The sequence below is a fragment of the Pukyongia salina genome (assembly GCF_002966125.1).
GTDB classification, from domain to species: Bacteria; Bacteroidota; Bacteroidia; order Flavobacteriales; family Flavobacteriaceae; genus Pukyongia; species Pukyongia salina.
The window spans coordinates 2,992,337-3,010,783 of sequence record NZ_CP027062.1; the positions used below are offsets into that span (position 1 = coordinate 2,992,337).

The 18,447-nt window shown below is 42.4% G+C and carries 18 protein-coding genes; 9 read left to right on the plus strand and 9 right to left on the minus strand.

Features of this window, described 5'->3' with window-relative positions; translation table 11 throughout:
- Window positions 1-9 precede the first annotated feature (9 nt).
- Window positions 10-276, minus strand: coding sequence for a DUF4834 family protein (locus C5O00_RS13475; protein ID WP_168175940.1), 267 nt, complete (start codon window positions 274-276; stop codon window positions 10-12).
- Window positions 277-381: 105 nt separating this feature from the next.
- On the opposite strand from C5O00_RS13475, the gene C5O00_RS13480 reads away from it, so the two are divergent.
- Together C5O00_RS13480 and C5O00_RS13485 are read left to right on the plus strand one after the other, a co-directional pair.
- Window positions 382-1,401 (plus strand): transporter, encoded by a 1,020-nt coding sequence (locus tag C5O00_RS13480; protein WP_105217352.1) that lies wholly within the window; start codon window positions 382-384, stop codon window positions 1,399-1,401.
- 6 nt (window positions 1,402-1,407) lie between these two features.
- Window positions 1,408-2,526, plus strand: a complete 1,119-nt coding sequence (locus C5O00_RS13485; RefSeq protein ID WP_105217353.1) for a GTP cyclohydrolase — start codon at window positions 1,408-1,410, stop codon at window positions 2,524-2,526.
- Window positions 2,527-2,549: 23 nt separating this feature from the next.
- Here C5O00_RS13485 and capB read toward each other — a convergent pair whose 3' ends face one another.
- The 3 genes from capB to C5O00_RS13500 all read right to left on the minus strand — a co-directional run bounded on the left by capB (window position 2,550) and on the right by C5O00_RS13500 (window position 7,202).
- Entirely contained in the window at window positions 2,550-3,809 is a 1,260-nt protein-coding gene (capB, locus tag C5O00_RS13490) for a cysteate-C-fatty acyltransferase (protein WP_105217354.1), read from the minus strand.
- Between the two features lie 137 nt (window positions 3,810-3,946).
- Window positions 3,947-4,984, minus strand: coding sequence for a cysteate synthase (gene capA / locus C5O00_RS13495; protein ID WP_105217355.1), 1,038 nt, complete (start codon window positions 4,982-4,984; stop codon window positions 3,947-3,949).
- Between the two features lie 79 nt (window positions 4,985-5,063).
- Window positions 5,064-7,202 carry a S9 family peptidase gene (locus C5O00_RS13500; protein ID WP_105217356.1) on the minus strand — a complete coding sequence of 713 codons (2,139 nt, stop codon included), beginning with the start codon at window positions 7,200-7,202 and terminating at the stop codon, window positions 5,064-5,066.
- Between the two features lie 66 nt (window positions 7,203-7,268).
- On the opposite strand from C5O00_RS13500, the gene C5O00_RS13505 reads away from it, so the two are divergent.
- On the plus strand, window positions 7,269-7,595 hold the full coding sequence (locus C5O00_RS13505; RefSeq protein ID WP_105217357.1) for a YbaB/EbfC family nucleoid-associated protein: 327 nt from the start codon (window positions 7,269-7,271) through the stop codon (window positions 7,593-7,595).
- A gap of 2 nt (window positions 7,596-7,597) precedes the next feature.
- On the opposite strand, the gene C5O00_RS13510 is transcribed toward C5O00_RS13505, so the two are convergent.
- Both C5O00_RS13510 and C5O00_RS13515 read right to left on the minus strand, forming a co-directional pair.
- The gene (locus C5O00_RS13510; protein WP_105217358.1) at window positions 7,598-8,047 is read right to left on the minus strand and encodes a thioredoxin family protein; all 450 of its coding nucleotides are present in this window, start codon (window positions 8,045-8,047) and stop codon (window positions 7,598-7,600) included.
- A 112-nt stretch (window positions 8,048-8,159) separates the two neighbouring features.
- A complete protein-coding gene (locus tag C5O00_RS13515) occupies window positions 8,160-9,263 on the minus strand; it encodes an OmpA family protein (protein WP_105217359.1) in 1,104 nt (367 codons plus the stop codon).
- Window positions 9,264-9,485: 222 nt separating this feature from the next.
- Between C5O00_RS13515 and C5O00_RS13520 the strand changes: the two genes are divergently transcribed.
- Window positions 9,486-9,806 (plus strand): YegP family protein, encoded by a 321-nt coding sequence (locus tag C5O00_RS13520; RefSeq protein ID WP_105217686.1) that lies wholly within the window; start codon window positions 9,486-9,488, stop codon window positions 9,804-9,806.
- A gap of 45 nt (window positions 9,807-9,851) precedes the next feature.
- On the opposite strand, the gene C5O00_RS13525 is transcribed toward C5O00_RS13520, so the two are convergent.
- Genes C5O00_RS13525 through C5O00_RS13535 form a run of 3 tightly spaced genes read right to left on the minus strand, consistent with a single transcriptional unit; the run spans window position 9,852 to window position 13,939 of the window.
- Window positions 9,852-10,874 (minus strand): threonine aldolase family protein, encoded by a 1,023-nt coding sequence (locus tag C5O00_RS13525; RefSeq protein ID WP_105217360.1) that lies wholly within the window; start codon window positions 10,872-10,874, stop codon window positions 9,852-9,854.
- A 6-nt stretch (window positions 10,875-10,880) separates the two neighbouring features.
- The gene (locus C5O00_RS13530) at window positions 10,881-11,504 is read right to left on the minus strand and encodes a hypothetical protein (RefSeq protein WP_105217361.1); all 624 of its coding nucleotides are present in this window, start codon (window positions 11,502-11,504) and stop codon (window positions 10,881-10,883) included.
- 11 nt (window positions 11,505-11,515) lie between these two features.
- Entirely contained in the window at window positions 11,516-13,939 is a 2,424-nt protein-coding gene (locus C5O00_RS13535; RefSeq protein WP_105217362.1) for a zinc-dependent metalloprotease, read from the minus strand.
- A 104-nt stretch (window positions 13,940-14,043) separates the two neighbouring features.
- Between C5O00_RS13535 and prfB the strand changes: the two genes are divergently transcribed.
- The 5 genes from prfB to C5O00_RS13560 all read left to right on the plus strand — a co-directional run bounded on the left by prfB (window position 14,044) and on the right by C5O00_RS13560 (window position 18,443).
- Window positions 14,044-15,151, plus strand: a protein-coding gene (gene prfB, locus C5O00_RS13540; RefSeq protein WP_158676872.1) for a peptide chain release factor 2 whose coding sequence is annotated in 2 segments (ribosomal slippage) — window positions 14,044-14,106 and window positions 14,108-15,151 — 1,107 coding nt in all. Because the reading frame shifts where the segments join, the coding sequence is not laid out codon by codon here.
- 74 nt (window positions 15,152-15,225) lie between these two features.
- Window positions 15,226-16,311: an amidohydrolase family protein gene (locus C5O00_RS13545; RefSeq protein WP_105217363.1), complete on the plus strand. Its 1,086-nt coding sequence runs from the start codon at window positions 15,226-15,228 to the stop codon at window positions 16,309-16,311.
- Between the two features lie 9 nt (window positions 16,312-16,320).
- Window positions 16,321-16,824 (plus strand): cupin domain-containing protein, encoded by a 504-nt coding sequence (locus C5O00_RS13550; RefSeq protein WP_105217364.1) that lies wholly within the window; start codon window positions 16,321-16,323, stop codon window positions 16,822-16,824.
- A complete protein-coding gene (locus tag C5O00_RS13555; RefSeq protein ID WP_105217365.1) occupies window positions 16,817-17,446 on the plus strand; it encodes an HAD family hydrolase in 630 nt (209 codons plus the stop codon). The genes C5O00_RS13550 and C5O00_RS13555 overlap by 8 nt, the downstream gene beginning before the upstream one ends.
- 22 nt (window positions 17,447-17,468) lie before the next feature.
- Entirely contained in the window at window positions 17,469-18,443 is a 975-nt protein-coding gene (locus C5O00_RS13560; RefSeq protein WP_105217366.1) for a carbohydrate kinase family protein, read from the plus strand.
- Window positions 18,444-18,447 lie beyond the last annotated feature (4 nt).

The following is an 18,447-nucleotide window of genomic DNA, read 5'->3' on the forward strand; positions in this document are numbered from 1 at the left end:
GGATGAAAATTAATCAATTTCTTCGTAATCTACATACTCGCCCACGGTAGATGTGGTCTTTCTTTTTTGGGTTGGAATTTTATCGATGCTTATACTTCCCTCCTTCTCGCGAGTTGGTTCCTGCTGAAACGGATTTGCACCGAAGGCTTGTTCGAATTGTTTCCCGGCTTTCTTGGCTATATACCTCATTATATAAGGTTTAAGTAGTTTCAGGAGAAACTTTAACCCCATATATACCAGAAGTATAATTAAAACCGTTTTCAAAAATGTGATCATAGAATCTTGTATACGTTTCAAAAGTACATATTGAAGCACAAAAAGACGAAAATCAACTATTAAATAAATGATAAAATAATATATCTTTGAACTAAACCCATATCCATGACCCGAATTAAAATCCTGTTTCTCACAGCGTTCTTCATTATAAGTTTCGGAAGTGTTTCTGCACAATATACAGACATGATCAACACCAATCGACCCGGGGTTTCCCAGGGAGCATTTTCTGTGGGGAAGAACGTACTGCAGTTTGAAAGTGGTATGAGCTATGGGAAAGAAAAACACAGCCTCCTGGATACCGAAACCAGCGTATTTGCCATCGATTACAGCGCTCGCTATGGATTTTTCAGGGAGGAGCTGGAAGTAAGCCTTATTGGAAGCTTCGAAATGCACAATGTAACCGATGAAAGAGGAGCAGTACCCCTTGAATATAAGCAGAGTAATTTCCGAAGCAATACCCTTGGCGCCAAGTATTTGATCTATGATCCTTATCGGAAAATGGAAGAGAAAGGGCCCAATCTATACAGTTGGAAGGCCAATAATAAATTTCAATGGGCAGATCTAATTCCGGCGGTTTCGGTATATGCTGGGGCCAACTTCGATTTTGCCGATAATCCGTTCACCCCGGAGGCCGAATCGACTATTAGTCCGAAACTAGTCGTGTCCACCCAAAACAACTGGATTGGTGGTTTTGTGTTTGTTACCAATATAATCGTAGACAGGGTAACTACAGATTTTCCTACCTATGGTTATATTTTAACTCTTACCCACGCCACCAACGATTATTTCTCTATTTTCGTAGAGAACCAGGGATTTAAGAGCGATTTTTATGCAGACCAGTTATTTCGTGGAGGTGCAGCGGCATTGATCACTCCGGATCTCCATGTGGATGCCTCGATCACCTTGAATTTTAAAGACACTCCTTCCCTTTTCTATGGCAGGATTGGCGTAGCCTATCGATTCGATATGCACGACCAGGATGAATACATAGAAGAAAAAGGAGCCCAGGGAAGAAAGAAAAGGAAAGCGGAAAAAGGAAATAAAAAACAAAAGAAAAAAAGAGAAAGAAAGCGTAAAGATGATTTTATCGAAGATGACGGGGATGGAGGCGGACTCCAATTTTAATAGTGTATGATCGAAATTACTCAAGTAACCACCAAAAAAGAGCTGAAGAAGTTTGTAACCTTTCCGTTTAAGCTCTACAAGAATAATAAATACTGGGTTCCTCCGCTTATAAAAGATGAGATGGAAACCCTGGATCTTTCGCGTAATCCGGTTGCTAAAAATGCTGAAGCCACCTACTACCTGGCTTCAAAAAACGGAGAACTTGCCGGTAGGATCGCTGTTATAGTGAATCACCTCGAAATTAATGAACAAGGCAAGAAAAAAGTACGTTTCGGCTGGTTTGATGTAATAGACGATTTAGAAGTTACCAAAGCATTATTGGAGAAGGTATATGAAAAAGGCAAAGAGCTCGATCTGGAATATGCCGAAGGCCCGGTTGGGTTTTCGAACATGGAAAAGGCTGGGATTCTTACCAGGGGATTCGAAGAGATGAATACCATGATCACCTGGTACCATCACCCTTATTACGCCGAACATTTTGAAAAGCTAGGATTTAAAAAACAGGCTACCTGGGTTGAGTTCCGACTTAAAATTCCGCCAGAAATAAAGGACAAGGTGGCAAAATTTTCGGGAATTGTAAAGCAGCGTTACGGACTTTCGGTGATCAGATTCAAGAATAAAAAAGAGATCCTTCCCTACGTGGATAGCATGTTCGATCTGTTGAATAAAACCTATAATACCTTACAGACCTTTGTCCCAATTCAGCAATATCAAATAGATTATTATAAAGAAAAGTACTTCAGTTTTATACATCCGGATTACATCACCTGTATCAAGGATAAAGAAGGGAAGCTCATCGCGTTTTCGGTAGTAATGCCTTCGTTTAGCAAAGCGTTGAAAAAAGCCAATGGAAAGCTGCTACCCATGGGTTGGTGGCATATACTCCAGGCACAAAAGAAAAATGACCTGGCGGCGTTTTATCTCATTGGGATCGATCCCGAATATCAGGGGAAAGGTGTCACTGCCATCATCTTCGAAGAGATGCAGTATTTATTTAATTCGAAAGGTATAAACACCGTTGAAACCAATCCCGAATTGATAGAGAATACAGCTGTCCAGTTACTTTGGAAAGACTACGATCCCGTTCAGCACAAGGAACGCAGTACCTTCCGTATAGACCTTTAAATAAGTTACAGGAATACGATCGATTACTCACCCATAGCGGCAGCAACAGCGGCAGACAATCGCTTATACGTACCGTTTTCCAGTCGTTCGCGAATAGCCGAGAACGCCTCCAGGGTTTCATTGATATCTTCTGTTGTATGAGACGCGGTTGGGATCATTCGAAGTAGAATCAATCCCTTCGGAATTACAGGATACACCACAATCGAACAAAATACACCGTAATTTTCCCTTAGGTCTTTTACCAAGGCCATCGCTTCCGGGATGCTACCTTTCAGGTAGACCGGAGTTACGCAGCTTTGGGTGGTTCCCAAATCGAAACCACGCTCCCTAAGGCCGCCTTGAAGGGCATTTACATTTTCCCATAGTTTATCCTTCAGTTTGGTGCTGGTACGGATCATATCCAGTCGCTTTAGAGCTCCAACCACCAATTGCATCTGCAAGGATTTCGCAAACATTTGAGAACGCAGGTTGTATTTAAGGTAATTGATGATCTCCTCATCACCTGCAATAAAAGCTCCTGTGCTGGCCATAGATTTCGCAAAGGTTGCAAAATATACATCGATATCATCCTGTACACCTTGCTCTTCACCCGCTCCTGCGCCGGTTTTCCCAAGGGTACCAAATCCATGCGCATCGTCTACGAACAATCGGAAATTATACTTTTTCTTAAGTCCCACGATCTCTTTGAGTTTCCCCTGCTCGCCTCGCATACCAAAAACACCTTCAGAGATCAATAAAATTCCTCCACCCGTCTTATTAGCAACTTTTTCGGCACGTTTCAGGTTCTTTTCGATACTTTCCATATCGTTGTGCTTGTACGTAAAACGCTGCCCCAGGTGTAAACGCACTCCATCGATTATACAAGCGTGAGCATCTACATCGTAAACTATTACGTCATCTTTGGAAACAAGAGCATCAATGGTGGATACCATTCCCTGGTAACCAAAATTGAGTAAATATGCGGCTTCTTTATTTACGAAGGCGGCAAGTTCTTTCTGAAGTTGTTCATGAAGATCTGTATGACCACTCATCATTCGAGCCCCCATGGGATAAGCCGAACCATATTGTGCAGCTGCTTCGGCATCTACTTTTCTAACTTCAGGATGATTTGCTAGACCGAGATAGTCGTTCACACTCCAGGTGATCACCTCTTTCCCGTTAAAAATCATTCTATTCCCTATAGGGCCTTCCAGTTTAGGAAATACAAAATAACCTTCGGCCTGCTCCGCCCATTTGCCTAAAGGTCCTTTGTCTTTGTAAATTTTTTCAAATAGATCTTTCATCAATAATCTAGAGTTTTAATAACGCGACAAAATTAGTTAAATAAATCATGATATCCATATACTTTTTGTCGAAGTAATTTGGTATAAAAAAAGTCATCTGCCTGAAACAGATGACTTTATATTTATTGGTTGCAATGTTATTTTACATACTGAATATTGAGCATTTCCGAACCCGTCATTTCTCCGAATCCTTGCTTTTCCATCCATTCGTCGCTATAGATCTTACTCATATAGCGCGATCCGTGATCTGGGAAGATCACAACAATATTGCTATCTTCTGTAAATACACCTTCTTCTTCAAGTTGTTTGAGGCCCTGCATGGCAGCACCACTGGTGTATCCTACAAATAATCCTTCAGTTTTTGCCAGTTCTCTGGCCGTAAGTGCACTTTGTTCGTCTGTTACCTTCACAAATCTGTCAATACTGTCAAAGTCGGTAGCAGATGGCACTAAGTTCTTTCCAAGGCCTTCAATACGGTACGGATAGATCTCGTTTTTATCGAATTCTCGTGTTTCGTGATATTTCTGAAGTACCGAACCATAGGCGTCGATCCCAATAACCTGCACATCGGGGTTTTGTTCTTTCAAATAGCGTGATATCCCCGAAATTGTTCCACCGGTACCACTACAGGCTACCAGGTGTGTGATCTGCCCTCCGGTTTGATCCCAGATCTCCGGGCCGGTGGTGTGATAGTGGGCATCTATATTAAGGGTATTGAAATATTGATTGATATATACAGATCCTGCGATCTCGTTATGCAGGCGTTTTGCCACTTCATAATAAGAACGCGGGTCATCGGCCGCAACGTTAGCCGGACATACATACACCTGAGCTCCCATGCTTTTCAGCATATCGATCTTATCGTCTGAAGATTTAGAACTCACCGCAAGAATACACTTGTAGCCCTTCAAAATACTCACCATAGCGATACTAAACCCAGTGTTACCACTAGTGGTTTCAATTATTGTATCACCGGGAGTGAGAATTCCTTCCTTTTCGGCTTTTTCGATAATGTATAATGCGATACGGTCTTTTGCAGAATGTCCTGGATTAAACGCTTCTACTTTAGCAAAGTAGTTGCCTTTCATGCCTTTTGTAATGTGATTGAGCTTTATTAGTGGTGTGTTACCAATTAACTCCAACACATTTTCATGGGCCTTAATAGCTTCTTTCATAAAGAGAGGTTTTGTTAGTTGAATGCAGGGTAAAACCATACATTTCCTGAACGGGCCAAAGGTACGGCAAAAATTTTAATTAGTCTGTTATTCCTTCAAGACTAAGTAAAAATGCATAGTCCATCGCCGTTTCCTTTAAGGCCTCAAACCTTCCGGAAGCCCCACCATGACCTGCTTCCATATTGGTGTGGAACAAGATCACCGAATTTCCGGTATTGTATTCACGTAATTTTGCCACCCATTTTGCAGGTTCCCAATACTGAACCTGGGAATCGTGATATCCGGTTGTAACAAAAATATTGGGATAAGCTACTTTCCGAACATTATCATAGGGTGAATACGATTTCATATAGTCGTAATACTCCTTTTCGTTGGGATTTCCCCATTCATCGTACTCTGCAGTGGTAAGTGGAATGCTATCGTCCAGCATGGTGGTAACCACATCAACAAATGGCACCGATGCTAAAACCCCGTTATAGGTTTCGGGAGAAAGATTCAAGATAGCACCCATTAGAAGTCCTCCTGCCGATCCTCCGGAGGCATACATATGCTTCGGGGAGGTATATTTTTCAGAAATTAAAAACTTAGAAACATCCACAAAATCGGTAAACGTATTCCTTTTCTTCAGTAATTTACCGTCTTCATACCATTGTCTTCCCAGGTACTCACTTCCTCTCACATGTGCAATTGCAAATATAAACCCGCGGTCCAGTAAACTTAAACGGGTGGTAGAAAAATAAGGGTCGATAGTGGATCCATACGATCCATATCCGTATAAAAGCAAGGGATTACTACCATCCTGCTTCATTCCTTTTCGATATACCATGGAAACCGGGATCTTGGTACCATCGGCCGCCGTAGCCCATAATCGTTTACTCTCGTAGTTATTTTTATCGAATTTACCACCCAATACCTCAACTTCCTTCTTCACTTCCATTGTACGGGTTTCCATGTCGAAATCTATGACGGAAGCCGGGGTAGTAAGAGAATTATACCCATACCGCAATTTCCTGGTATTAAACTCGGGATTTTGCATGGTATAGGCGGTATAGGTCTCATTGTCGAAAGGCAAATAATAAGCCTCCTCTCCAGAGTCCCAGGGCATAACCTTAATTTTATTTAAGCCGTTATTACGTTCGCTCACCACAAGGTAGTCCTTAAAGATGTCGACATCTTCCAGCAAAACATCTTCCCTGTGCGGGATCACATCTACCCAGTTCTCCATCCCGGTTGCAGTTTCCGGGGTCTTCATCAGTTTAAAATTACTGGCTTCGTCTTTATTGGTTAAAATATAAAAGTGATCGCCAAAATGACTTAAGTTGTATTCGAGTCCGCGTACTCTTGGCTGGAAAACTTTAAATTTCCCCTCGGGTTTGTTTGCATCTAATATTCTGAACTCGTTGGTAAGTGTACTATAACTTCCAATAACCAGGTATTTATCAGACTTTGTCTTGTATACGTAGGTCCCGAAAGTTTCATCTTCTTCGTTGTAAATGAGCACGTCCTTATCGAAATCTGTACCGCGCACATGTTTGTAGATCATGGAAGAACGAAGCGTCTGTTCATCCTTACGTGTATAAAACAAGGTTTTATTGTCATTGGCCCAGGTAGAACTGCCCGTTGTTAAAGGGATCACTTCATCGAGGACTTCTCCGGTCTCAAGGTTTTTAATATGAATATTGTACTTTCTCCTGCTAAGCGTGTCCACACCAAATGCCGCCCATTTATTGTCCGGACTCACATTGATGCCTCTTAGATTGTAAAACGAATAGCCTTCGGCCATTTCATTTACATTGAAAAGTATCTCCTCTTTCGCATTCAACGAGTCTTTCTTGCGAGTGTACACGGGATAGTCCTTCCCTTTTTCGTAGCGGGTAATGTAATAGTAACCGTTGTAAAAATAAGGAACCGACTCGTCGTCTTCTTTGATCCGGCTCTTCATTTCCTCGAACAGATCCTCTTTCAGGTCGTCTGTATGAGCCGTCATCTTGGCGTAGTAATCGTTTTCCCGCTCCAGGTAATCTATAACTTCAGGGTCATCCTTCTGATTCAGCCAATAATACTCATCTACGCGTACATCCCCGTGTTTTTCAAGATTCTTAGCAATTTTTTCTGCCTTCGGAGGCTTTATATCCATATTCTTTTTAGTATCATTCTTCATGTCGCACGAAGTCGCAAAAATAATAGAAGCCATACAAACAATGGTATAATATTTCATCTCATTTACGTTGATTTATAGTCGCACAAAATACTAAATTTGCAATCAACTAAAAAAGACAATGCTATGTTTGGAGATTTAATGGGAATGATGGGTAAGTTAAAGGAAACCCAGGCCAAGGTGGAAGCCACCAAAAAAAGACTGGATACGGTACTAATAGACCAGGCCAGTAGTGATGGATTACTTAAAATAACACTAACTGCCAACAGAGAGATAAAATCCATTGAAGTGGATAACAGTTTGTTGAATGACAAGGAACAGTTGGAAGATTATCTTATCATCAATCTTAATAAGGCGATCGAAAAAGCGAGTAAGGTAAACGAAACCGAGCTAGCTGCGGTGGCAAAGGAAGGCATGCCTAACATTCCAGGTATGGACCAACTCTTTAAATAATATTAAATATTCCTGTTTAAGAAGGCAAAGTGATTGCTGGTATCGCGAAGCGAACTGTAACCTGATATCTCGTCCTGAGGTTTTCCATTATGATTGAGTATCAATAACTTAGGGAAGGTTCGGCTGCGATTTAATTTCGCTACAATAGATTTGTTATAGGCAAACTGCTCCGGGGTGATTATATCTGTTCTACGTGGATAATCGATCATTACCAGCACAAATTCCTCACTCTTCTTCCTAAATTCCTCACTGTCGAAAAAATCCTTTTTCAGCATTTTACAAGGGGAGCACCAGTCACTGCCCGTAAAGTACAGTAAAATAGGCTTATTCGTTTTTTTTGAAACTTTCTGTGCTTCCTCAACATTAGTTAACCAGTTGAGGAACATATCATTATCCTGGGCGTAGGTACTTGTAGATAATCCCAGAAAAGCAATAATCAAAAGATATTTCATGACCGAAAATTTATGATTTGAGACACACTTTTCATGCCAAATATGCACTAAAAAAAAAGGATTCCCAAATTAAGGGAATCCTTTTTAACAACGTTGATGGTTTGTTAATCAATTAATTATTGATCAATCTGAATTCTGTTCTACGGTTTGCAGCATGCTCACGTTCTGTACATGATACGCCGTCTGAACAACGATTCTTCAATCTGTTCTCACCGTAACCGTTGGCTACAAGAAGGCTAGGATTAACACCTTTAGACTGAAGGTAATTAACTACAGCCTGAGCTCTTCTTTCAGAAAGATCCTGATTTGAAGTACTGCTTCCTCTTGAATCTGTATGCGATGCAATCTCTAGTTTTACACCTGGATTCTGAGCCAATACCGGCATTAGTCTGGTATCGATAAGGTTTTTAGCTTGTGGAGTAAGGGTTGCACTTCCCAGGTTCCAGTTAATAGGTAGGGCTTGGTACTCAACCAATTCGCACTCTACTTCTTTCCATGTGGTAAGTCCACCTTTAGTTTTAAGAACCTCTTTTGTTACTGTTTTGTACACAGCAGGTACAGTTTCTTCAATAACTTCAGCATCCTTTACTAAAACGGTTTTAGTAATGTTTGCATATTCTGCCGGAACTTCTTCCTCAACAACTCTTGCAGGCTCGGTAACTACACGCTTTGTAAACGATCCCATTTGTTCCGGTACCGTTGAACGATTTGCAGAAGCGTCATTTGCCAAACGTGTAACAGATACAGTGGTATATTCGGCAGGGTATCCCTTATAACACCAGTAACGGCAGTCATTTGGGTTAGAAGATGCACAATCCGGTGCAGGGGAACCAAGTTCCCATTGTGCAAAAGCAGGTTTGATCTCAAGTGTTTCAGCATCACTTGTAAAAGAAGCTGGGCTTACGCTTAAGGCAGATCCGGCTTGTTTCTTTACATAGGTCACTGTTTCTGTTCCCCATTTTTCAGGAATAACTCTTAATCTTTTCCCGGGAGCTTTCACCATTACTCTTTCAGTAACAGTTTCGTATTTGGCAGGTACGGTGCGTAGCTTCTTGTACGCCGGCTTGGTCATTACCTGTACGGTCTCATTTACATATACGTCTGGTGTTGTACAACGTACATAACATTTACCCGGTTCCGGGTTAGTTGGAAGGTCCTGTGCAAAGGTTGCTGAAGCAACTAACATTGAAAGGCCTAAAAGAAATAATTTCTTCATAGTGTTGATGTTTAAATAGTGTTATTTAATGGTTTATGTGGCAAATCTATTGATAACTAACGGTCATATTAAAACCCGAAAATTGCTTTTCGACTACCCGCATCGTAATCACGATTAAAAGTGCCTTTTATCGAGAAACTTAGGACGTTCGTCTTTTTTTTAATCGATTTTTTTTCAGATATTTATAATTCGTTAACAAGTATAATCTCTAAACAAAAAAACATGTTTGAATTAAAGCAAAGCGGAGACAAATATCACTTCGTATTGAAGGCCGGTAATGGCCAGGTAATCCTTTCCAGCCAGATGTACGCTTCAAAGTCGAGTGCTATGAACGGTATAGAATCTGTTAAGAAAAATTGTGGTGACGATAAATTGTATGAAAAGAAAACTGCCAAAAATGGTAAGTTTCATTTCAACTTAAAATCTACTAATGGACAGATCGTTGGTAGCAGCCAAATGTATGCAGGTGAAAGCGGAATGAACAACGGTATTGAATCTGTAAAGAAGAATGCTCCCGGAGCCAAGGTTAAGGAAGTAGAATAACCGTTAAACAATGAAAAGATCAAACCCCTCCTTTGAGGGGTTTTTTTATTCGTAATTCTGAAGTACTTCCAGAAAATGTGCATGCATATCTTCTGTATAATCCAGGTGTGTTACAATCCTTAATTTTCCATGCCCCATATTGCTAATTAGTATGTTTTTCCTCTGCAGATCACTTATAAAATTTTCTTCTGAAACGCGTTCTGCTAAATAGAAGATAACAATATTCGTCTCGGTAGGTTCTACCTTATTAATATAGGGTCTCGATCTAAGAACTTCCGAAATCTCCTTCGCTCTCCTATGATCTTCTTCCAGACGTTCTACGTTATTGTCTAAAGCGTAAATACCAGCCGCAGCCATAAAGCCCACCTGTCGCATACCACCACCAAGTACCTTTCGAACTCTTATGGCATTTTCCATTATCCCTTTTTTTCCAACCAGTACGGTGCCCAGGGGAGCGCCTAAACCTTTACTGAAACATACAGAGATCGTATCGGCATATTTACCAAATTCGATAGGTTGCTGCTTTTTGGCAATAACAGCATTCATCAATCGGGCCCCGTCCAGGTGTAATCCCAAGCCATATTTGTCACATACTTTACTAATCTCTTTTATAGTCTCAAGTTCGTAGCAAGCCCCTCCCCCTTTGTTTGTAGTATTTTCAAGGCACACCAGGGAAGTGAGCGGACTGTGATAAAAATCGGGAGGATTTATAGATTCTTCCACCTGGCTGGCAGTGATCATGCCTCGATCTCCGTCCACCAGCTTACAGCTAACACCACTGTTAAAAGATACGCCCCCGCCTTCGTAATGATACACATGGGCCCATTTGTCACATATAAGCTGTTCCCCAGGGTTGGTGTGTAATTTTATTGCGGCCTGGTTGGCCATACTCCCTGAAGGGAAAAAAAGTGCATCATCCATCCCGAACAAGGCAGACATTCTTTGTTCCAATTCGTTTACCGTGGGATCTTCTTTGTAAACATCATCACCGGTTTTGGCGTGCATAATCGCATCCAGCATCCCGGGAGACGGTCTTGTAACCGTATCACTTCGCAGGTCTGTTATCATTAGGAATTACTGTTTTTGTCTTTTAAATTTTGTCTGCAAATTGTCTATGATCGCATCCAGTTTGCGATCGAGTGAGATAATTTTAAGAGCGTTGTTGTACTCGAAATTTGTGTTAGGGTTCTTATCGGATGTGGTGAGGTCGTACATCTTAAACGCCTGTTGAAATTCTGCTCCATTTTTTCTGAAGGTATACGCCCTTCTACATGCATGGACCTCGGTTCTGGATTCCGGTTTCCCCGTAATGTTCACCGCTTTATAAGGCCTTACCGAGTTCTGTTCAAGATCGGTAAAATTAGCGGTAACAAATTCGGTTAGCTCATTAGTCTTTAACGGTATGGAATAAAACAACCCACAATTGTCTATTTTTTTAAGCATAGTCGTCCCCTCTTCTTCCCAGACCACATACACCTCGTAATAGGTACCTCTTGAAGTACACATTCTGCCATTTTCCATTTGAAACATTTCGATGCTTCCTAAACAAAACCGTTTGGTGGTGAACCATTGACTTATCCCCCTGCTCTCCAGTTTACCTGTAAATTGGGTAACCTGCTCGTTCACAAAGGCTTCATCATTTTGAGCACTTAATTGCAGCCCGGCTATAAAACAAATCAATAGGAATAATTTTTTCATTTTGTAAGGTTTTAATGGTTAAAATTCGGCCCTGAGCAGTCCATACCAATCGGGCTCCCATCCGGAATATCGGGAACAGAGCTAATTTTATATTCTTCCGGATCATCACGAAATTTTTCTATCATTCGCATAACTTCTGTTTTTTCAACTTTCATTTTCTTCGCCAGCTTTTGCTGGTAATCCATCACTGCATCCAATTTCTCATTTATCATTCCCTTCACCTGAGGCAGCGCTTTATTATTCGCCAGCAACGAAAATAGCCTGTTAAGCGTAGTAAACTGCAAGGTATGCTTTAGTTCGTTTGTATATCCTACCGAAGACTTAGCATTGTACAACAATAACGGGGATAACCTATTAAGTACATCGTCAAATCCAATATTACCCGGGTCCAGGGCCTTCTGCTGGACAAGACGATTCGCTCTTTCGGCATTTAGCAGTAACTCAAGGGCGAAATCGGCACTGGTGGCCGCAGCTCCAAGCGCATCGAATGCTACTCCCATTTCGCTCTTAAACGATTCTCTTGAGCGACCATAGCCGTAGGATCTTGGTGGAAACAAACTCAATTTATCCTGTGGGATCATTAAGTGTTCAATGTCCAGGGTCGCCATCACTGCATCCAAAGCTTTTTGCTGAACTTCGGGAGAAAGATAATGCGCTGTGGTACCCTCATATCCTTTCAGGCTATAATCGTAATCCATACCTCCAACCAGTTTCACTACGGCTTCGGTTTGATATCGGTGAAAGAAATACAAAGGGACAAAAACGTCTTCCAGGACAGTTAGAGGTTCTCCCTTTCTTATATTATCAACAGAAAAATTTCGGATAGCCTGTTTCCGTATCTCGAGCACATTAAAAAGCTCGGCGGTAACATCTTTCCCATTATCCCATAAGTGTGCATTAACATGTGCTCCATCTTTCGCCCTTGCATCACTGTCTGTTATAAATTGAAGTCCCCGTGCAAAAGCCGAATCCAGGATCCCTTTTAAATGATCTTTTTCCGAAATTCCATTCGGTACATCTCCGTAGGAATACGCCACTGTAACCTTATCCCATTCTCCAATCCCCGTTGCGTAGGCCCTGCTAAAATCAATTTCACCATTTATAAGGCTAAAGGATGGATGTGGATAGTCCATAACACTGGCGCGATCGTTTGTACTCGCGGCAAAATTATGTGCAAACCCTATAGTATGACCTACCTCATGTGCCGATAATTGCCTAATACGTGCCAGGGCCATATCCAGCATGGGTTTTACATTATTGTCACCCAGGGCAAAGGGTTTATTCATCAGGGCCTGTGCGATCATAAAATCCTGCCGTATCCTTAAACTTCCCAGACTCACATGACCTTTTATAATTTCTCCTGTACGGGGGTCGCTTATAGTGGAACCATAGCTCCAGCCCCTGGTGGAGCGGTGTACCCATTGAATTACATTGTAACGCACGTCCATGGGATCTGCATCGGCAGGGAGCATTTTCACCTGGAAGGCGTCCTTGTATCCTATTTCCTCGAATGCCTCGTTCCACCAACTCGCACCTTCTAATAATGCGGAGCGCACCGGCTCCGGAGTTCCCGGATCCAGGTAATAAATAATGGGTTCTTTAGCTTCGCTTACTGCAGCTGTTGGATCTTTCTTCTCCAATCTATGCCGCATGATAAATCGTTTTTTAATGGGCTCCCAGATTGGTGTGCTATAATCCAGATGTGTAGTAGGGTACGAGCCCGAACGAGGATCGAATTCTCTCGGCACATAACCAGGGTCGGGTAAGGCAACAAAACTATGATGCTGGATCACAGAAACCGACTCGGCATTAGGTGCCACCGATCGTAATTTCCATCCTGTTGGAGTCCCGGTATACGTGAGCATAGCCTCAAACTCCACATTCTTGGGAAAGGCCTTGCTTCGTTCCATCCAAAGAGTAGAGCGTGAAGCATCCAGTTTATAGGTTCCCTCCTTCATGGATTTCAACCGTTGGATCACCCCATGGGTATCCTGCATTAAAAACGGCGTAAGATCTATTATATAGGTATCACCTTTTGTCTCTTTTATGGGGAAGCCAAAGATCACCGACCTTGCAAAGGCCTCTGTGATCGATCGGCGTTCCAATTCATTTTCCGAAGTTGCCCGATATTCAAGATTTGGCTGGACCAGTAATATCTTGTTCCCACTCTTAATAAACTTAACTACTTCTCCCCCACCCAATTGTCCGCGATCCAGGCCTATATCATTCGATCCCAGGCCGGTTCGTAAAGAATGGACATAGAGAAATTCGTGATCTAGTTTATCTACTTCAAGGTAGATCTCCCCGCTTTCATCGGAGTAATGGAAATTGAAAAATCCTTCATAAGCAGTAAGATTCTTTTTTTCTGAAAGGAACTGGGCCGAAACAGTCATCACCCACGATAAGGTGATAAGATTGAGCAGTAGTTTATTCATAGCTAACTGTTTAAAATGGGTAGTGCTCTAAACTACTAAAAATCCTTCAGAATTAATTTCCGCATGAAGACAATAATCCTATTTTTGTTGATAAATTCACAATTATGATAACATCCGATCAACTTACCGATCTTAGAAATCGCCTGGATGCGTTGAGGAGGTATCTTTGACGTTGCCGGCAAGCAAATAGAAATCACGAACGACGAGGAAAAAACCTTCGATCCAAACTTCTGGAACAACCCACGAGAAGCAGAAGCCTTCATGAAGCAGCTTCGAAATAAGAAGAAATGGGTGGAGGACTACGAGAAGGCCGTGTCTCTTACAGACGATGCCGAGATCATATTCGAATTCTTTAAGGAAGGTGAAGGCGAAGCGGCCAATGTTGAAAATCGGTACGAATTGGCACTCGACGCCATAGAAGCCCTGGAGTTTAAAAATATGCTAAGCTCCGAAGGTGACGATCTCTCGGCTGTCCTGCAGATCACGGCTGGCGCAGGAGGTACCGAAAGCTGCGATTGGGCACAAATGCTTATGCGCATGTATCTCATGTGGGCAGAAAAACACGGTTATAAGGTGAAAGAACTCAATTTTCAGGCAGGTGATGTTGCCGGAGTAAAAACGGTAAGTCTTGAGATCGATGGTGATTACGCCTTCGGATGGTTGAAAAGTGAGAATGGGGTGCACCGTCTGGTGCGTATCTCTCCCTTCGACAGTAACGCAAAACGCCATACCAGCTTTGCCAGTGTGTATGTTTACCCCCTGGCCGACGACTCGATCGAGATCGATATCAACCCGGCAGATATTTCCTGGGACTTTGCCCGAAGTAGCGGCGCCGGAGGACAAAATGTGAACAAGGTGGAGACCAAGGCCATTCTTACCCACCATCCCAGTGGTATAGTGATCCATAATTCGGAAACACGCTCTCAACTCGAGAACAGAGAAAAGGCAATGCAAATGCTGAAGTCTCAATTGTACGAGATCGAACTTCGAAAACAACAGGCACAGCGCGACGAGATTGAGGCGGGTAAAATGGCAATTGAGTGGGGTTCTCAAATAAGGAATTATGTGCTTCATCCCTACAAACTGATAAAAGATGTTCGCACCCAGCATGAGACGGGCAATGTAGATGCTGTCTTGGACGGTGATCTGGACGCTTTTCTGAAGGCCTATCTCATGATGTCCGGACAGGGAGAGAAGTCGGAGGAACTATAATTCGTTAAACCCTTCCTAATATTTTTTCAGAATAAGATCAACATCCTACATTTAAAGTCGTTAAAATCAACCTTATGAAAATAACCAGACTTCCCCTCTTTGTCGGCCTGGTGCTCACTACCATTAGTTACGCTCAGGATCTTACTTTCGAAGAGTACAACCCAACCTCTACCCTGGTCGTTCCCGGTGAGCCCGTTCTAAAAGCCAAATTCCCTTTTATCGATGTACACGGCCATCAATACAGAATGCCCGAACAGGACCTTGCTCCGGTTGTGGCTGCAATGGACACACTAAATATGGGGATCATGGTAAATTTAAGCGGACGCTCCGGGGAAGACCTGAAAAAATCTGTAAAAAATATTGCCGATAATTACCCCAATAGATTTGTGGTGTTCGCAAATATAGATTTCGATGGAGTGGGTACACCCGGATGGATCGAGAATACAGTAGCACAATTGGAAGAGGACGTAAAGAACGGGGCGCGTGGATTGAAGATCTATAAGAGTCTCGGACTTCGATACAAAGATAAGGACGGAAAACGTGTAGCAGTAGACGACCCCAGATTAGATCCTATCTGGGCCAAGTGTGGGGAGTTAGGTATCCCGGTACTAATTCACACGGCAGACCCCAAACCTTTTTGGGATGAATTTGATGGGGATAATGAGAGATGGCTGGAACTAAAATTGCGTCCGCGTAGAAAACGCTCTGCCACAGATCCCGCACCCTGGGAACAATTGATCGCCGAACAACATAATATGTTTAAAAAACATCCTAATACATCGTTTATCAACGCCCACATGGGCTGGTATGCCAATAACCTTGGGAAACTGGGTGAACTACTGGATGAAATGCCTAATATGTATGTAGGTATAGGCGCTATAATAGCCGAGTTAGGCCGCCAACCCCGAACCGCCAGAGCATTTTTTATAAAATACCAGGACCGGATATTGTTTGGAAAAGACAGTTGGCAGCCTGATGAATTCCCTACTTATTTCAGGGTTTTGGAAAGTGACGACGAGTATTTCCCCTATCACAAGAAGTATCATGCTTTCTGGGCCATGTACGGCATGGACCTGCCGGATGAAGTCCTAAAAAAGGTGTATTATAAAAATGCGCTTCGTCTCGTTCCGGGACTGGATAAAACCTTGTTCCCGAACTAGAATAAACCTATGAATGAGATAACGGATATTATATCAAAACTCGACTTAATACCTCATCCGGAGGGAGGCTATTACAGGGAAACCTATCGCAGTGAAGGGAGTATCCCCATGGACGCCTTAAGCGAAAAATACATGGGTGATAGAAATTATGCTACTGCAATTTACTATCTGATAACTTCCCAAAATTTCTCGGCCTTTCACAAGATCACCCAGGATGAGACCTGGCACTTTTATGATGGTGCGGCCATGCGGTTGCACATTATTTCACCACAAGGTGAATACACAGAACTACTTATTGGCAATAATTTAAACAGGGATGAGGTTCCTCAGTTTACGGTGCCGGGTGGATATTGGTTTGCTTCTGAAGTATCCCAGCCTAATAGTTATTCGTTGATGGGCTGTACGGTGGCTCCCGGTTTTAGTTTTGAAGATTTTATCATGCCGGAACGCGAAGAATTACTTACTTTATTCCCCCAACATAAACAACTCATTATAAAATTAACGCATGGATAAAACTCCTTCAGATATTAACACTGTGATCTTCGATCTTGGTGGAGTCCTCATAGACTGGAATCCCGAATATGTATTTCTGAAGGAATTTCGGGGAAACCGGGAAAAAATGAACTGGTTTCTCAACGAGATCTGCGCGTGGGAGTGGAACGTAAACCAGGACGCCGGTTATCCGCTGGCGAAAGCAACGGAAGAGCGAGTTGCGATGTTCCCCGAATACGAAGATTTAATACGTATGTACTATGGACGTTGGGAAGAAATGCTGGGATATACTCATGAAGACACACTTCACATCCTGGAATCCCTGGTGAATAACGACAACTATCGGGTCCTGGCACTCACAAACTGGAGTGGAGAAACGTTTCCGAAGGCATTGGAAAAATTTGATTGGCTACAATGGTTTGAAGGAATTTTGGTTAGCGGAAATGAAGGTATGCGTAAACCACACCGCGAGATCTACGAACTTATGCTTCACCGATATGGTATCAACCCTGCACAAGCTGTATTTATCGATGACAGTATAAAAAACGTAAAAGGATGTGAAGAAGTTGGTATTACCGGAATCCATTTCACAAATGCAGAAAGACTCCAGGCATCGTTAAGCGAACTAGGACTTAAATTTTAAGATTTATTAGTAACTTCAAACTATGAAAAAACGGAAAGTCGCCGTCCTTGGACCTATCCCCCGGGACTACATCATCACACATAATAACGAGGAGATTCAGAAATATGGATGCGTTACACATACTGCGATCGCCTTGTCTAATCTACTCGGACCGGAAGACAGAGTATTTCCCGTTACTCATATTAGAAAAAGTGACGCTAAAGGTATTGAAGATCTATTCAGTAGCTATAAAAATATAGACACTTCCTTTATTTCTTCTGAAGCGGATATGGGTGATGTAATTCAGTTGAAATTTACCGATCAAAACAACAGGCTTGAAACGCAAACCGCATTTATGAAGCCTATAATGCCCGAAGACGTGAAGGATCTGCTGGACTGCGAGGTTTTTGTATGTGTCCCGGTAACCGACTTTGAAGTGCCTCTTGAAACGCTTCAGTATATTAAAGAAAACAGTAGTGCCAGTATAGTGTTCGATGCTCACGGGCCTACTACAGCTCTTACTACCAAAGGAGTTAGGGTTACAAAATTCTGGGTGGACCGCGACCTTTGGCTTCCATACATCGATGTTTTAAAGATGAATCTCGAGGAGGCTAATTGCAGCTGGTTTCAGAATGAATATACCCTGGCCGAGTTGAAGAATAATGATGAGATCGCCATGGATCAACTCCCGTTCTTCGCCGAACACTGCTTAAAGCACGGACTTAAATCGCTGTTCGTTACATTAGACTCCAGGGGTGTTATGGTATACACCCTCGAAAACGGCACTTTAAAACAACAACTTGTCCCATCGATACCCGTGAAACATGTGGTTGATACCACTGGCTGTGGCGATTCTTTTGCCGGAGGTATTGCGTTTAGTTTACTTCTTGCTCCGGACGATCCAATAAAGGCGGCGCAATTTGGCAATGCGATGGGTGCGCAACGTACGCAGGGAAAGACCTTCGATGTATTTAAATCGCTGGAAGAAACCCAGACCATCCTGAACAAACATTACTAAGGAG

Bases quoted from the DNA above. Each gene is read 5' to 3' on its own strand.
- C5O00_RS13515 (WP_105217359.1), bottom strand. From the start codon at position 9,263: ATGAAGAAATTATTTCTTTTAGGCCTTTCAATGTTAGTTGCTTCAGCA.
- C5O00_RS13535 (WP_105217362.1), bottom strand. From the start codon at position 13,939: ATGAATAAACTACTGCTCAATCTTATCACCTTATCGTGGGTGATGACT.
- C5O00_RS13545 (WP_105217363.1), top strand. From the start codon at position 15,226: ATGAAAATAACCAGACTTCCCCTCTTTGTCGGCCTGGTGCTCACTACC.
- capB (WP_105217354.1), bottom strand. From the start codon at position 3,809: ATGAAAGATCTATTTGAAAAAATTTACAAAGACAAAGGACCTTTAGGC.
- C5O00_RS13550 (WP_105217364.1), top strand. From the start codon at position 16,321: ATGAATGAGATAACGGATATTATATCAAAACTCGACTTAATACCTCAT.
- C5O00_RS13520 (WP_105217686.1), top strand. From the start codon at position 9,486: ATGTTTGAATTAAAGCAAAGCGGAGACAAATATCACTTCGTATTGAAG.
- C5O00_RS13480 (WP_105217352.1), top strand. From the start codon at position 382: ATGACCCGAATTAAAATCCTGTTTCTCACAGCGTTCTTCATTATAAGT.
- C5O00_RS13555 (WP_105217365.1), top strand. From the start codon at position 16,817: ATGGATAAAACTCCTTCAGATATTAACACTGTGATCTTCGATCTTGGT.
- C5O00_RS13500 (WP_105217356.1), bottom strand. From the start codon at position 7,202: ATGAAATATTATACCATTGTTTGTATGGCTTCTATTATTTTTGCGACT.
- capA (WP_105217355.1), bottom strand. From the start codon at position 4,984: ATGAAAGAAGCTATTAAGGCCCATGAAAATGTGTTGGAGTTAATTGGT.
- C5O00_RS13505 (WP_105217357.1), top strand. From the start codon at position 7,269: ATGTTTGGAGATTTAATGGGAATGATGGGTAAGTTAAAGGAAACCCAG.
- C5O00_RS13525 (WP_105217360.1), bottom strand. From the start codon at position 10,874: ATGATAACAGACCTGCGAAGTGATACGGTTACAAGACCGTCTCCCGGG.
- C5O00_RS13485 (WP_105217353.1), top strand. From the start codon at position 1,408: ATGATCGAAATTACTCAAGTAACCACCAAAAAAGAGCTGAAGAAGTTT.
- C5O00_RS13560 (WP_105217366.1), top strand. From the start codon at position 17,469: ATGAAAAAACGGAAAGTCGCCGTCCTTGGACCTATCCCCCGGGACTAC.
- C5O00_RS13510 (WP_105217358.1), bottom strand. From the start codon at position 8,047: ATGAAATATCTTTTGATTATTGCTTTTCTGGGATTATCTACAAGTACC.
- C5O00_RS13530 (WP_105217361.1), bottom strand. From the start codon at position 11,504: ATGAAAAAATTATTCCTATTGATTTGTTTTATAGCCGGGCTGCAATTA.
- C5O00_RS13475 (WP_168175940.1), bottom strand. From the start codon at position 276: ATGATCACATTTTTGAAAACGGTTTTAATTATACTTCTGGTATATATG.